This is a genomic window from Mesorhizobium sp. M2A.F.Ca.ET.043.02.1.1 (genome assembly GCF_003952405.1).
Lineage (GTDB): Bacteria > Pseudomonadota > Alphaproteobacteria > Rhizobiales > Rhizobiaceae > Mesorhizobium.
This window is the reverse complement of the sequence record NZ_CP034445.1, coordinates 1845765-1858969: the sequence shown is the minus strand read 5'-3', so window position 1 is coordinate 1858969 and position 13205 is coordinate 1845765. Positions and strand designations below refer to the sequence as shown.

Below are 13205 nucleotides of genomic sequence, written 5' to 3'. Positions count from 1 at the left end.
TCAGAAGGTCTGTCCATGGATCATCGCCAAATGCTCGACGATCGGGCCGACGGCGAGCGACGGGAAGAAGGTGAGGCCGCCGACGATGATGATGACGCCGACCAGCAGGCCGACGAACAGCGTGCCGTCGGTCGGGAAGGTGCCGGCCGAAGCGGGCACGGTCTTCTTCGCCGCCAGCGAGCCGGCAATGGCCAGAGCCGGGATGATGACCAGGAAGCGGCCCATCAGCATGCCGATTGCACCCGTGAGGTTGAACCAGGGTGTGTTGCCGGTGAGGCCGCCGAAGGCCGAGCCGTTGTTCGCGGCTGACGACGTGTAGGCATAGAGCACCTCGGAGAAGCCGTGCGGGCCGCCATTGGCCATCGAGGCCACGGCGCTCGGCAGGACCACGGCGATCGCCGTGAAGATCAGCATGGCCAGCGGCAGGCACAGGATGGCGAGCATTGCCATCTTGACCTCCCTGGCCTCGATCTTCTTGCCGAGATATTCCGGCGTACGGCCGACCATCAGACCGGCGACGAAGACGGCGATGACGACGAACATCAGGATGCCGTAGAAACCGGCGCCGACGCCGCCGACGATGACTTCGCCGAGCTGCATGTTGATGATTGGGATCATGCCGCCGAGCGCGGTGAAACTATCATGCATCGCGTTGACGGCGCCGCAGGAGGCTGAGGTGGTGATGACCGCGAACAAGGCCGACAGGGCGATGCCGAAGCGTGTCTCCTTGCCTTCCATGTTGCCGCCGTCGATGCCGAGCGCATGCACCAGCGGATTGCCGGCGGCCTCGGCCCAATAGCAGACGATGACGCCGGCGATGAACAGCACGCCCATCGAAGCGAGGATCGCCCAGCCCTGGCGCTGGTTGCCGACCATGCGGCCGAAGACGTTGGTGAGGCCGGCGCCGAGCACGAAGATGGTCAGCATCTGGACCATGTTCGAGATCGCGTCCGGATTCTCGAACGGATGCGCGGCATTGGCGTTGAAGAAGCCGCCGCCATTGGTTCCGAGCATCTTGATGGCGACCTGCGAGGCGACCGGTCCGAGCGCGATGGTCTGCTTGGCGCCTTCCAGCGTGGTGGCGTCGACATAAGGCCCAAGCGTCTGCGGAATGCCGAGCCAGACATAGACCAGCGTCAGCACGATACACATCGGCAGGAGCACGTAGAGCGTGCAGCGCGTCAGATCGACCCAGAAATTGCCGATCGACTTGCCCGAGGCACGAGCGAAGCCGCGGATCAGCGCGATCGCGATGGCGATGCCGGTGGCGGCCGAGACGAAATTCTGGACGGTGAAGCCCGCCATCTGCACGAGGTAGGACATCGTGCTTTCGCCGCCGTAATTCTGCCAGTTGGTGTTGGTGACGAAGCTCGCGGCGGTGTTGAAGGCGAGCTGCGGGTCGACCGCGGTCATGCCTGCGGGGTTGTAGGGCAGCACGCCCTGCAGCCGCTGCAGCGCATAAAGAACGAGGAAGCCGGCGAGATTGAAGAGCAGCATGCCTGTCGTGTAGACGGCCCAGTGTTGTTCCTCTCGCTCGTTGGTGCCAGCCAGGCGATAAAGGCCGCGTTCAATCGGAACCAGAACCGGTGAAAGAACAGTGCGATCGCCGTTGAACACGCGGTGCATATAGAAGCCGACCGGCTTAACGAGCGCGACGAGGATGCCGCAATAGAGAAGGATTTGTATCCAGCCGTAGATTGTCATTGTGATGGCTTTCCGTGCCTGGCGCCGGAACGTTCAGAAACGCTCGGGGCGGATGAGGGCGTAGGTGAGATAGGCGAGCAGGAACAAGGTCACCGCGCCGCCGAGAATGTAATCGAGAAGCATGATCCGACCCTTCCGCTTAGATTCTGTCGCAGGCTTTGACGTAGGCTAAGGACAGGGCGAAGAACAAAATCCCGATCCCGAGAACTATCAGGTCCATTGCAGGTCTTCCTTTTCCACTTTGTGTTTGCGGGCTCGCGGTGGCGGGCTCAAAACTGCACGCGGACGCTCGACACCTGGGCGGCAACGGCGATCAAAGCGTTTCTTCGAAGGAGATATGGACCCGATCGCCATAAAGGTTCGAGACGGAGCGGGCGGGAAAGATATAGGAATTTTATAGGGGTTTTGGCCGACCCGGCCTGCAGCTCCGGTTGGCTAATGTGCGTTGGCAGATCCATGCCTTTGGCGGTTGGCGGAGCCGCCTGCCGCGGTCGTCATCCACGGGCGGAGCAAGGAGCGTAGCGACGCGCGCAGACCCGAGGATCCATGCCGTAACTTGGAAGCGCCGCGGCGGTCCAGAATTCTGCACCGTTGCACGCTTCGGTCTCGGTGACGGAATGGATTCTAGGGTCTGCGCGCGTCGCTACGCTCCTTGCTCTGCCCTAGAATGACGAGGTTCAGGGGGCCTTCAGCTCATCACCAGCGTTTACGATGACTACCCCACCAGACATCGATAGCCTTGCCCGACAAGGTGATCGCCTACAGCGCCGGCCGTCGGCCTTTCCACGGAATCTCGCTTTCCAACTGCGTGGACAGCGCCAGCACCGTCGCCTCGTCGCCGTAACGGCCGACGAGCTGCACGCCGATCGGCACGCCGCCCGCCGATTGCCCGAGCGGCAGCGAGATCGCCGGCAGGCCGGAGATGTTGAAGGGGAAGTTGAAGACCGCGTCGCCCCATTTGGCGTTGTAGCTGTCGAGATCGGTCTCCGACATGTCGTAGTAGCCGAGCGGACGCGGCAGCTGAGTCAGTGTCGGGGTGATGAAGATGTCATAGGGGTTGAGGTCGCCGACGATATCGCGGCCGATCAGCCTCAGTTGCTCGACGTCGGAAACATGCTTGATGCCGCTGGTCGCACGGCCGCGCTCGATGACCGCCCAGGTCACCGGCTCGACATCCTTCGGTGTCACGGGGCGGCCGACCAGCGTTTCGAGGAAGCCGAAGGTGGCGGCCGTCTGCACGTTGGTCATGTCGGTGTAGGTTTTCCACGCCGCGTCGGTGTCGAGCGGCATGTCGTGCTCCTCGACGTCGTGGCCGAGACGTTCGAGCGCGGCGACCGTGGAAAGCACCGTCTGCTTGACTTCAGGATCTATCGCGGCGCCGTTCGGCGGCGTGACGGTAAAGCCGATGCGCAATTTCTTTGGGGCACGGGCGGAGAGGTTGAGCCAGCTTTCCGCCGGCGCCGGCGGCGTGTAGGCGTCGCCGGGCAGGGCGCCGGCCACCGCGTCGAGATAGGCGGCGGTGTCGCGCACGGTGCGCGAGCAGCAGAGGAAATAGGCGCCGCCATACCAATAGTCGCCGTAGGGCGCGAGGCTGACGCGACCGCGCGACGGTTTCAGGCCGACAATGCCGCAGCAGGACGCCGGCACGCGGATCGAGCCGGCGCCGTCGCTGGCCTCCGCGATCGGCACCATGCGCGAAGCGATCGCGGCGGCAGCGCCGCCGCTGGAGCCGCCCGGCGTGATGCCTTGCTTCCACGGGTTCTTCGTCGTGCCGTAGAGTTTTGGCTCGGTGGTGATCGACCAGCCGTTCTCCGGCGCGTTGGATTTGCCGACGAGGACGAGCCCGGCGGCCTTGATGCGGCGCACCACCTCGCTGTCGGAATCGGGGACGAAGTCCTTTAGGTAGCGGCAGGAGTTGGTAAGGGGCGCGCCTTTCCAGGACGAGGCGAGCTCCTTGAGCAGATAGGGTACGCCGGCGAAGGGTGCGTTCTTGTCCACCGTCGCCGCCTGGGCGCGCGCCATGTCGTAGAGGCGGTGGATGACCGCATTGAGCGATGGGTTGAGGCGTTCGATCATGGTGATCGCCGCTTCAACGAGCTCAGCCGGCGAAACCTCGCCGCGCTTCACCAGGTCGGCGAGCGCCAGCGCGTCGGATTCGGCATAGGTTTCCAGCAAGCTCTTCGAGATCGCGGCCATGTGTTCCTCCCACTTACAAGTGCCGTCAGTTGCGAACTGGCCCAGACTCACCCTCACCCAGCCTCCGCTTCGCTCGGCTGACCTCTCCCCGGCGGGGAGAGGAGATTGTCAGCGCCGGCGCTTCCCTCTTCTCCCCTCGGGGAGAAGGTGGCCGCGAAGCGGCCGGATGAGGGGGAGTGCCGCGACTTGTGCCAGAGAAGGCTCAGGCCAGCTCGACGGTCCGCTTCTCCGCGATGCTCTGCTCGGCCGCCAGCACGATGCGCAGGCTGTTGACGGCCGCGTCCATCTGCTCGGTCAGATCGAGGTCCTCGCGGATTGCGCGCAGGAAGAAGCCCTGCTCGCGGTCGCAGAGTTCCTGGTGCCCGGGCTCGTCCTCCATGCTGACGATCTCGTCGGGCTTGGCAAAATTCTTGTCGCCGTCGACCTGGGCATAGTGGATCTTCAGCGCGTCGGTCTTGGTGTGGCGGTCGATGTCGGCGGAATCGGACACTTCCTCGGCATCCTTGGCGCTGCTGCCCGACTGGCCGGCGACGATCGAGACCGCGCCCTTCGGGCCGACCACGTCCTTCACGAAATAGGCCGTCTCGCTCATCATCGGGCCCCAGCCGGCCTCGTACCAGCCGACTGAGCCGTCGTCGAAGGTGACGTGCAAATGGCCGTAATTCTGCTTGTCGGCCTCGGCCCAGAGTTTTGCGCCGATGCCGTGCACGCGCACCGGCTTGGCGCCGGTCAGCTGGCACATGACGTCGACATAATGCACGCCGCAGTCGACAATCGGGATCAGCGAGTCGATCAGGTTCTTGTGCCAGTGCCAGGCGGCGCCGCTGCTCTGCTGGTTGAGGTTCAGACGCATCACCAGCGGCTTGCCGAGCGTCTTGCCGACCTCGATGAATTTGATCCAGGACGGGTGTACCCGCAGGATATAGCCCAGCACCAGCTTGCGGTTCTTCGCCCGCGCCGCTGCCACCACCTTTTCGGCGTCCTCGATGTTGGTGGCGAGAGGCTTTTCCATGAAGACATGGCAGTTGGCGGCGATCGCCTTCAGCGCGTATTCGGCGTGCGTGTTAGGCCAGCTGTTGATCGAGACCGCATCCGGCTTCGTCTCCTTCAGCGCCAGGTCGAAATCCTCATAGAGCGGGTAGCCGGCGAGTTCCTTGGGGATCTTCTTGTTGCTTTTGATGTTGCGGCTCATGATGCCGACGATCTCGAAGCCGTCGGAGCGGTGATAGGCGCTGGCATGCGATGCGCCCATATTGCCCAGACCAACCACCAGTATTTTCACCTTGTCGGCCATCGAAGCCTCCCCAATGCTCTTTGAATGGAATGGCGGGCGGCGCCTCCCGCCGCCCGTTGGTCATGGCAGTCGCGTTACTTGACGGCGGAATCGAACAGGTGCGCCTTGATCTTGTCGACGTCGAGGGCGGCAAAGCCTTCCGACAGTTTCACGCCCTCGGCATCGGCCTTGACCTTGGCCTTGTCGAAGTCGTTGGCGGCCGGGATCAGATCGTTGGTGCAGACATCCTCGGCCTTCACCGGCGCGCTGATCTGGCCGATCTTGAGGATCTCGTCGAAGAAGCCCTGCCAGCTCGCCATGTCGTGCGAGCCCCAGCCGCCGCGCTTCTCCATGTCGCCGCGGAAGACGTTGATCTGCTGCAGGATCGAGGTGGTGCCGAGCTCGGGACCGAGGTTCTTGGCCAAGGTCGGGAACTGCTCGAACACGGCTTCGACCGCGGCGCGCGGATTCTGGTAGCCGAATTCGAGGCCCATCGCCCAGCCGCGCAGATACTTCTCCAGGAAGGCCTTCTTATCGGCATCCTCGAGGTCGGCGGCGCGCACGACGAAGGTGTTGGCCGGCAGCTTGGAGTTCTTGACGCCGAGCCAGTACTCGAAGTCGAGTCCCTTGGCGATCCATTCGGCGCGCAAGCCTTCCCAGGAAAGCGCCGCATCGCCCTGGCCGCCGGCCAGCGCGGTGCCCCAGGTCGGCCAGCCGGCCTCGACATATTTCACCTTCTTGATGTCGACGCCCTGGGCCGCCAGCAGCGGATCGACGATCGCCTGCCAGGCGGCGGAGCCGAGCAGAATGGTCTTGCCTTCGAGGTCCTTCAGGTTGTTGGTGCCCTGGCCCTTGCGGAAGGCGAGGCTGAAAGTATCGCGCGCGCCCATGTGGAAGACGGACTTCAGCTTCATGCCGTTTTGAATGGCGAAGGAGAAGACGCCGGGCGAGGGGAAGCCCATGTCGGCCTGGCCGACATCGACGAATTTCACCGTCGCGGTGCCATCCGAAGGGCCGGGCTGCATGTCGGTGGCGAGGTCGCCGAAATAGCCGGCCTTCTTCGCCGACCAGTAGGGATAGTCGTCCAGCACTTCGAGCGTGCCGCGCGGCGAGATCCAGGTGAATTTCTCATAGGCCGCCGCCCGGGCCTTCAGGCCGGACGCGCCGAGCGCGGTGGTGGTCACGACGCCGGCCGCCGTCACCTGCAGGAAGTAGCGGCGGCTGATGCCGGCCGGAGCACTGGAATGGATCGGATTATCGTTGGTCATGGCATTCCCCTTTTGTTGATTGCCCTTATTGATCGCTTGCCTTGCCTCCGCCCGCCTCCCGGGCGTGATTTTTGTCCGTCGGTCAGGTCTCCCAGCTCGCCCATTTCTTGCCGATCAGGAAGAACAGCACGTAGATCAGGATGCCGAGCGTCGACAGGATCAGCACCACCGCGAAGAATTGCGGCATCTGGATCATCGAGGAGTAGGAGGTGAGCCGGTTGCCGAGGCCGAAGCCGCCGCCGACCATCTCGGCGCCGACAGCGGTGAGCAGGCCGAAGATGGCGCCGATCATCAGCCCGACCAGGATCATCGGCAGCGCCATCGGCGCGCGGATCTTCCAGAAGATCTGCAGGGTGCTTGCGCCATAGGAGCGGGCCAGGGCGATCTTGGCGCTGTCGACGCGGCGGAAGCCGGTCGCGGCATTGATCATCACCATCGGGCCGGCAGCCAGAGCGACCGCGATGATGCGCGGCGTGTAGCCGAAGCCGAAGCGCAGGATCAAAAGCGGCACCAGCGCCAGCATCGGTGTGGTGACCAGGATCAGGATGTAGGGCGCCACGATCTTCTCGGCGAAGGGGAACTGCGTGATCATCGCCGCCATCACAAGGCCGACGATGGCGCCGATGGCGAAGCCCGAGACGAGCTCCACCAGCGTGTAGCCGAGATGCGGGGCGATCAGCGGGAACTCGTCGAACAGCGCGTAAACGATCGAGCTCGGCGGCGGCATAATGTATTGCGGCACGTGGAAGATGCGCAGCGCCAGCTCGATGCCGCCGATGATCACCACGGCGACCGCAAGGATCGCTGCCACCTCTGCGCCGGATTTGATGCCGGGGCCGCTGGCGAAGGCCGAAAGATTGGTCAGGCTGACATCCTGGCCGTCTCCCGATTTCGCCTTCGAGAATTCCGGAATGGCGTCGCCCCCGCTCACGGCCTGATCCTAACGATTTCAGCGCTCTTGTGCTCCGGCTGGTCCTGGGCCTGCGGCCTCCGCTCGCCGACAATGTCCATCTTGATCTTGTTGGTGAGGTCGAAGACCTCTTTCGTCGCCATGATCTCCAGCGAGCGCGGGCGCGCGAACGGCACGTCGTAGATCTTGGCGACGCGGCCCGGCCGCGTGGTCAGCACCACGACGCGGTCGGAGAGGAAGATCGCTTCCTCGATCGAGTGGGTGATGAAGACGATGGTCGTCTTGGTGTCGAGCCAGATCTCCTCGACGAGGCGGTTCATCTCCTCGCGGGTGAAGCTGTCGAGCGCGCCGAAGGGCTCGTCCATCAAAAGCACGGAGGGCTTCAATGCCAGGGCGCGAACGATCGCGGCGCGCTGCTGCATGCCGCCGGAAAGCTCGCGCGGGAATTTACCGCCGAAGCCATCGAGCCCGACGCGGTGCAGGAGATGGGCGATCCAGGCGCGGTCGGGCTTCTCGCCCTTGATCTCGAACGGGAAGTTTATGTTGGCGTCGAGATTGCGCCAGGGCAAAAGATTCGCTTCCTGGAAGACGATGCCGATCTCGGGGCGCGGTCCGGTGATTTCCTTGCCGTCGAGCAGGATCGCGCCGGCGGTCAGCCGATGCAGGCCCGACATAGACCACAACAGCGTGGTCTTGCCGCAGCCGGAGGGGCCGACGATCGAAACGATCTCGTTGGGTTGAACATCGAGGCTGCAGCGGTCCAGCGCCAGAAGATCGCCGGAACCTGTCTGATAGACCTTGGTCGCTGCCTGCACGCCGAGCTTCGGCGTTCTTGCGCTTGCCGTACTCATGCTCCCCCTCGGAGACTGCGCGATGAGTTGCCCAAGGCCCCATCTGTCCGCAAAATCAGTCTGTAACTATCCTACTTTACTGTCAAGCAGCGACAGACGGCGGAAGCAATCAGGTTCAATCACATATTATCTAATATGCTGATTTGAAACGATTTTATCGCCTCTTGCGGTGCGTGTTACTTTCCTACATACTCATCGCGGTTGATTGCCTATGGCCAGCGGGCGGATAATCGCGAAGATGACGGATCCAGAAGCGGGCTGGGGAGGACTGGCGAATGACCGAAGCTGACAGCCAGGCATTGCGAATTGCGGACGAAGACGGCGACCGGCACGACCATGTCAGGCGCTTTCCCGATATCATCTCGCAGGTGAAGGACAGCTATGCGGAGCTGCGGCCGGCCGAGCGCCGCGTCGCCGATGTCGTGCTCGACGACGTCAAATATGCGGTCGATGCTTCCAATGCGGCGCTGGCTCAACGTGCCCGGGTCAGCGAGCCGACGGTGACACGGTTCTGCCGCGCCATCGGCTGCGAGGGCGTGCGCGATTTCAAGCTGAAGCTGGCGCAGAGCCTCGTCGTCGGCGCGCTCTATCTCGCCACCAAGCCCCAGCCCGCGAACAGCGACAGCGGCATGCCGTTCTGGAACGCCGTGTTCGGGGAGGCGCGACGCGCGCTGCAGGAGGCGGAGCGGCAGATCGATCCGGGACAGCTGCAGAAGGCGGCGGAACTGATCGCGAAGGCACGGCAGGTGACGGTGTTCGGCCTCGGCGGCAGTTCGTCGGCGCTGGCGCAGGAGACGCAATACCGCCTGTTCCGCTATGGCATCACCATAAGCGCGCAATGCGATCCTTATTTGATGCGCATGACCGCCTCGACGCTGAAGCCGGGCGATTTGGTGATCGCGATCTCGGCCACAGGGCGCACGCGCGAGGTGATCGAGGCGGTGGAGCTCGCCAAGCATTACCGCGCCAACGCGATCTGCGTGACGGCGCCCGACACCGAGCTGACACGGGTCTGCGACGTGCGGCTGACGGTTGCCGTGCCCGAATATCCCGACACGCTGAAGCCGACCGCGTCGCGCTACGCATTCCTGGCGGCCATCGATCTGCTGGCGGTGGCGGCAGCCTACAAGATTGACGGTCCGGCGCGCGAGACGGTGCGCAGGATCAAATACAACGCGCAGATCCATCGGACGGGCAAGGAGATGGAGCCGCTGGGGGATTAGCGACTACCCTTCTCCCTTGTGGGAGAAGGTGGATCGGCGCGTTAGCGCCGAGACGGATGAGGGGTGTTCCAGCGGAGTGAGGCCTTGGCTTTCCCTGGAGCACCCCTCATCCGTCGCCTTCGGCGACACCTTCTCCCACAAGGGGGAGAAGGGGAAGGCGCCGCCGGATTTCGAACTGAAAAAGGGAACGAAGAAAAATGCTCGACATCGCACCATCGCAACAGGCGGCGACCTGGCTCGGCTCATTCGGCCGGGCGCTGGAGGCGGGCGATATCGAGGCGGCGACGAACCTCTTTGCGGAGGATTGCTACTGGCGCGATCTTTTGACCTTCACATGGAACATAAAGACCATGGAGGGGCAGGCCGCGATCCGCGAGATGCTGAAGGCCACGCTGTCGCTGGCGCAGCCATCACATTGGCACCTGACCGGCGAGCCGAGCGTCGACGACGGCATCGTCGAGGCTTGGTTCACATTCGAGACTGGGGTGGCGCGGGGCGAGGGGATCCTGCGGCTCAAGGATGGCCGCTGCCGTACGCTGTTCACGGCGATGAGCGAGCTCAAGGGTTTCGAGGAGCAAAAGGGCCCGGCGCGGCCGCTCGGCATCCGCCACAAGGCCGACCCCAAGCGCGAGACCTGGGCCGAAGCGAGAGCGCGTGAGGCGCGCGATCTCGGCGTGCACGAGCAGCCCTATTGCCTGGTGATCGGCGGCGGGCAGGGCGGCATCATGCTCGGCGCCCGGCTGCGGCAGCTCGGCGTTCCGACGCTCATCATCGAGAAGAATGCGCGCGCCGGCGATTCCTGGCGCAACCGCTACCGCTCGCTCGTGCTGCACGACCCGGTCTGGTATGACCATCTGCCCTACATTCCGTTCCCGGAAAACTGGCCGGTCTTCACGCCCAAGGACAAGATGGGCGACTGGCTGGAAATGTACACGCGCGTCATGGAGCTGAACTATTGGGTGGCCGCCAAATGCATCAGCGCTGCCTATGACGAGGCCGAAAAGGTCTGGACCGTGGTGGTCGACCGCGTCGGCCAGCGCGTCACGCTGAAGCCGAAGCACATCGTCTTCGCCACCGGCGCCTACGGGCCGCCGCGGCGGATCGAATTGCCGGGCGTCGACAGCTTCAAGGGCGAGCTTTTGCATTCCAGCCAGTATCCCACCGGCGAGAAGTTCCGCGGCAAGCGCGTCGCGGTGATCGGTGCTGCAAGCTCCGGCCACGATGTCAGCGTCGACCTGTGGGAAGCAGGCGCCAAGGTCACCATGGTGCAGCGCTCGCCGACGACCGTGGTGAAGTCCGACACGCTGATGGATGTCGGCTTCGAGATCTTTTCCGAGAAGGCGCTGGCGCGCGGCATCACCACCGACAAGGCCGACATGATCGTGGCTTCCACGCCCTTCGCTTTGGTGCCCAAGGGCCAGCGCGCGCTCTATGACGTGATCAGGGCGCGAGACGCGGATTTCTACACGCGTCTCAGCGACAGCGGCTTCGCCATCGATTTCGGCGAAGACGAGACCGGGCTCTTGATGAAGGCCTATCGCACCGGCTCGGGCTATTACATCGATGTCGGCGCCTGCGAGCTGATCCTGAACGGCGAGATCAAAGTCAAAAGCGGCGTCGGCATCAAGTCGCTGACGCCGAACGGCATCCTGTTCGAGGACGGCAGCGAATTGGAAGTCGATGCGATCGTCTGCTGCACCGGTTATCAGTCGATGAACGAGACGGTTGCCGCTATCGTGTCACGCGAGGTCGCCGACAAGGTCGGTCCGTGCTGGGGCCTCGGCTCCGGCGTGAAGGGCGACCCCGGTCCCTGGCAGGGCGAGTTGCGCAACATGTGGAAGCCGACGGCGCAGGAGGCGCTGTGGTTCCACGGTGGCAATCTGGCGCTGTCGCGCTTCTATTCGAAATATGTGGCGCTGCAGCTGAAGGCGCGGATGGAAGGAATTGCGACGCCTGTTTATGGCGAGCCGAGTAATTCGCGAACCTAGCGTTTGTTATCCTGGGGCGGTGCGACGCGAGGCGGTACGTAGACCCTAGAACGACGATTTTGAGGGGCCAAGATGCCTGGCCGCCACATCCACATGCGTGTGATGCGCATGCGCTTCGAAGCGTTCGGTCTCGTCGTGGTCGGGCGCTTCGTTTGGCCACCATTTGCCGCCGATGGCAATGCCGTTGGACACCAGGCGCTGGTCCGCGATCAATGATGCCCCGACAGCATCGACGAAGGTGAAGCGGCCGGGCTGGAGCCGCAGCACCGCGACGTCGCCGATGCCGCCGACCTTCAGCGCACCGAGCTCGGGTCGGGCGATCGCCTGCGCGGGATTCACCGTCGCGGCGCGCAGCACCTCGACCAGCGGCATGCCGAGCGCCATGAGCTTCGACATGCAGACCAGCATGTCGAAGGCCGGGCCGTCGACGCAGTAGAGGTGAACGTCGCTCGATATGACGTCGGGCGCGAGACCCTCGGCGAGCATCGCCTTCGCCACCTCGAAGTCGAAGGAGCCCATGCCGTGGCCGATGTCGAAGATGACGCCGCGCTCGCGCGCGAGCCGCATGTCGGGCCGCACCGTGCCCGAGGCGAAGACCGGGGCGTTGGGGAATGGCCGGAAGCAGTGGGTGAGGATGTCGCCGCGGCGCAGCCTGGGCAGCACTTCCGAACGGCCCGGCGGCGGTTCGTCGATATGCGCCATCAGCGGCAAGCCGACCTTGTCAGCGGCTTCGAGCGCGAGATCGACCGGGGCGATGCCGCTGGTACCGCCGGCATGCTTGCCGGAGCGGACTTTCACGCCGACGACGAGATCGGTGTGCTCGCGCACCGCGGCCACCGTCTCGCGCGGCTCGCAGAGCCTGAGGTCGCTGCATTCGCCGACCGATACGGTCTTGGCGAAGCCGAATATGCCGGCAAAGGAAATGTTGACGTAAGCGAGGATGCGGACCTTCGAGCGCTCGATGACATGGCGGCGAAAGCCGAGGAAATTGCCGGCGCCGGCGCTGCCGGCATCGACGAAGGTGGTGGTGCCGCTCTTGGCGGCCAGCCGGTCGGCATCGACACCGAGCGAGGTGCCGCCCCAATAGACATGGCTGTGCAGGTCGACGAGGCCGGGCGTGACGATGCAGTCCCTGGCGTCGACCACCTGCGCGGCATGTTCGGCATCGATGGCGGCCTCGATCGCGGCGACGCGGCCATCGGCAATGGCGACGTCGCGCTGCGCGTCCAGGCCCGATGCGGGATCGATCACGCGCCCGCCCTTGATCAGGAGATCGAACTGCATCGGTACCTCCGGTTTTGTAGCGCGATCAGACCGGCCGGTAGGCGACGGCCTCGACCTCGATCTTGATGTCGATCATCAGGCGCGACTCGACCGTGGTGCGCGCCGGCGGGTCGTTTGGGAAATGCTTCGCATAGACGGTGTTGAAGGTGCCGAAATCGCGCGCGTCCTCCAGCCAGACGGTGGTCTTGACCACATCGTCCATGCCGCAGCCGGCCAGCGCAAGCGCCGCCTTGACGTTCTGCAGCACCTGCTCGGTCTGCTCGGCGATGCCGCCCTTCACCACCAGCCCGTCGCTGCCCACCGGCACCTGGCCGGAGACATAGACGAAATCGCCGGCGCGCACGGCGGGCGAGAGCGGGACATGCGATTTTCCAAAGCATTGCTTGGGCAAGTGAGTCTCCTCTTGGCGTTTGAGCGTAACCGGTCGCATAGCCGTCTACGCCTGTCGGCACGATCCTCATAGAGGCAATGTCGGAAAGCAACATTTTTTCGAAATCCATGTTGCTTT

The 13205-nt window shown here is 64.1% G+C and carries 11 protein-coding genes; 2 read left to right on the top strand and 9 right to left on the bottom strand.

What is annotated here, in order from left to right; translation table 11 throughout:
* The 7 genes from kdpA to EJ068_RS08735 form a co-directional block, all read right to left on the bottom strand.
* On the bottom strand, nucleotides 1-1704 hold the full coding sequence (kdpA, locus tag EJ068_RS08765; protein ID WP_127249494.1) for a potassium-transporting ATPase subunit KdpA: 1704 nt from the start codon (nucleotides 1702-1704) through the stop codon (nucleotides 1-3).
* A 33-nt stretch (nucleotides 1705-1737) separates the two neighbouring features.
* Nucleotides 1738-1827 (bottom strand): K(+)-transporting ATPase subunit F, encoded by a 90-nt coding sequence (locus EJ068_RS08760; RefSeq protein ID WP_040990279.1) that lies wholly within the window; start codon nucleotides 1825-1827, stop codon nucleotides 1738-1740.
* Nucleotides 1828-2463: 636 nt separating this feature from the next.
* Nucleotides 2464-3900 (bottom strand): amidase, encoded by a 1437-nt coding sequence (locus EJ068_RS08755; RefSeq protein ID WP_127249493.1) that lies wholly within the window; start codon nucleotides 3898-3900, stop codon nucleotides 2464-2466.
* Between the two features lie 202 nt (nucleotides 3901-4102).
* Nucleotides 4103-5194, bottom strand: coding sequence for a Gfo/Idh/MocA family oxidoreductase (locus EJ068_RS08750; RefSeq protein ID WP_127249492.1), 1092 nt, complete (start codon nucleotides 5192-5194; stop codon nucleotides 4103-4105).
* A 74-nt stretch (nucleotides 5195-5268) separates the two neighbouring features.
* On the bottom strand, nucleotides 5269-6441 hold the full coding sequence (locus EJ068_RS08745) for an ABC transporter substrate-binding protein (RefSeq protein WP_127249491.1): 1173 nt from the start codon (nucleotides 6439-6441) through the stop codon (nucleotides 5269-5271).
* Between the two features lie 82 nt (nucleotides 6442-6523).
* Entirely contained in the window at nucleotides 6524-7372 is an 849-nt protein-coding gene (locus EJ068_RS08740) for an ABC transporter permease (RefSeq protein ID WP_127249490.1), read from the bottom strand.
* On the bottom strand, nucleotides 7369-8202 hold the full coding sequence (locus EJ068_RS08735) for an ABC transporter ATP-binding protein (RefSeq protein ID WP_127249489.1): 834 nt from the start codon (nucleotides 8200-8202) through the stop codon (nucleotides 7369-7371). The genes EJ068_RS08740 and EJ068_RS08735 overlap by 4 nt, the downstream gene beginning before the upstream one ends.
* Before the next feature lie 275 nt (nucleotides 8203-8477).
* On the opposite strand from EJ068_RS08735, the gene EJ068_RS08730 reads away from it, so the two are divergent.
* The gene (locus tag EJ068_RS08730; protein WP_127249488.1) at nucleotides 8478-9425 is read left to right on the top strand and encodes a MurR/RpiR family transcriptional regulator; all 948 of its coding nucleotides are present in this window, start codon (nucleotides 8478-8480) and stop codon (nucleotides 9423-9425) included.
* A 197-nt stretch (nucleotides 9426-9622) separates the two neighbouring features.
* Nucleotides 9623-11413: an NAD(P)/FAD-dependent oxidoreductase gene (locus EJ068_RS08725; protein ID WP_127249487.1), complete on the top strand. Its 1791-nt coding sequence runs from the start codon at nucleotides 9623-9625 to the stop codon at nucleotides 11411-11413.
* Nucleotides 11414-11458: 45 nt separating this feature from the next.
* On the opposite strand, the gene EJ068_RS08720 is transcribed toward EJ068_RS08725, so the two are convergent.
* Nucleotides 11459-12697, bottom strand: coding sequence for an amidohydrolase/deacetylase family metallohydrolase (locus tag EJ068_RS08720; RefSeq protein ID WP_129554516.1), 1239 nt, complete (start codon nucleotides 12695-12697; stop codon nucleotides 11459-11461).
* Nucleotides 12698-12722: 25 nt separating this feature from the next.
* Nucleotides 12723-13127 carry a RidA family protein gene (locus EJ068_RS08715; protein ID WP_189439036.1) on the bottom strand — a complete coding sequence of 135 codons (405 nt, stop codon included), beginning with the start codon at nucleotides 13125-13127 and terminating at the stop codon, nucleotides 12723-12725.
* Between the last annotated feature and the right edge of the window lie 78 nt (nucleotides 13128-13205).